The organism is Micromonospora foliorum (genome assembly GCF_022229015.1).
Taxonomy (GTDB): Bacteria; Actinomycetota; Actinomycetes; order Mycobacteriales; family Micromonosporaceae; genus Micromonospora; species Micromonospora foliorum.
The window spans coordinates 1-995 of sequence record NZ_JAKKFF010000415.1; the positions used below are offsets into that span (position 1 = coordinate 1).

The following is a 995-nucleotide window of genomic DNA, read 5'->3' on the forward strand; positions in this document are numbered from 1 at the left end:
CTAGGCCGTGTCTTCAAAGGTTCACAGCCATTGGAGTAGCGCGGCGATGGTGACGGTGGCCTGGTACGACGTGGCTGTCTTGTCGTAGCGGGTCGCGACGCTGCGGCACTGCTTGAGCCGGTTGAAGCAGCGTTCGACGACGTTGCGCCGTTTGTAGAGCTGCTTGTCGAATACCGGTGGCCGTCCGCCACGGTTGCCGCGTCGGCGGCGGTTGGCCTGCTGGTCGGCGCGTTCGGGGATCGTGTGCCCGATGCCGCGTCGGCGCAGGTCCGCCCGGATGGCCTTCGAGCTGTAGCCCTTGTCGGCGATGACATGGTCTGGGCGGACCCGAGGTCGGCCGGGTCCCGACCGCTCGACCCGGATCGCGCCCATGACGTGATCGAAGCGGCTGCAGTCGTTGACGTTGCCGCCGGTGAGCACGAACGCCAGAGTTCGACCCAGGCCGTCGCAGGCGAGGTGAATCTTGGTGGTCAGTCCACCTCGACTTCGACCGAGGGCGTGATCTTGTGGTTCGTCCGTTTCTCGGCGCCCCCTTTAGCGCCAGCGGCATGCTGGTGTGCTCGAACGATCGTGGAGTCCACCGACACGAGCCAGTCGATGTCCCCGGCCGCGTCCGCGTCGGCCTGGACCCCGGCGAGCATCCGCTCGAACGTGCCGTCCAGGGCCCATCTGCGAAAACGGGTGTAGATCGACTGCCAGGACCCGTAGCGGGCGGGCACGTCCCGCCACGCCGCCCCGGCCCGGATCTTCCACACGACCCCGTTGAGCACCCGCCGGTCATCGACCCGAGGTCGACCACCAGTTACCGCCGACGGCAGATACCTCGACAGCGCTTTCCACTCGACGTCAGACAACTCGTAGCGACGACCCACGCGCTACATCATCCAACACCAAGATCCTTTGAAGACACTGCCTAGCCCAGCAGCGCCTCCACGGCGGTTGACCGGAGGCCCGGTCAACCGCCGTCGCTGTCCGCGCGGCATGGAGCCGCTGCG

The 995-nt window shown here is 67.0% G+C and carries 1 pseudogene; it reads right to left on the minus strand.

From position 1 onward, the window contains the following. Positions 1–21: 21 nt before the first annotated feature. Positions 22–872: pseudogene (locus tag PSH25_RS26180) on the minus strand (IS5 family transposase). Between the last annotated feature and the right edge of the window lie 123 nt (positions 873–995).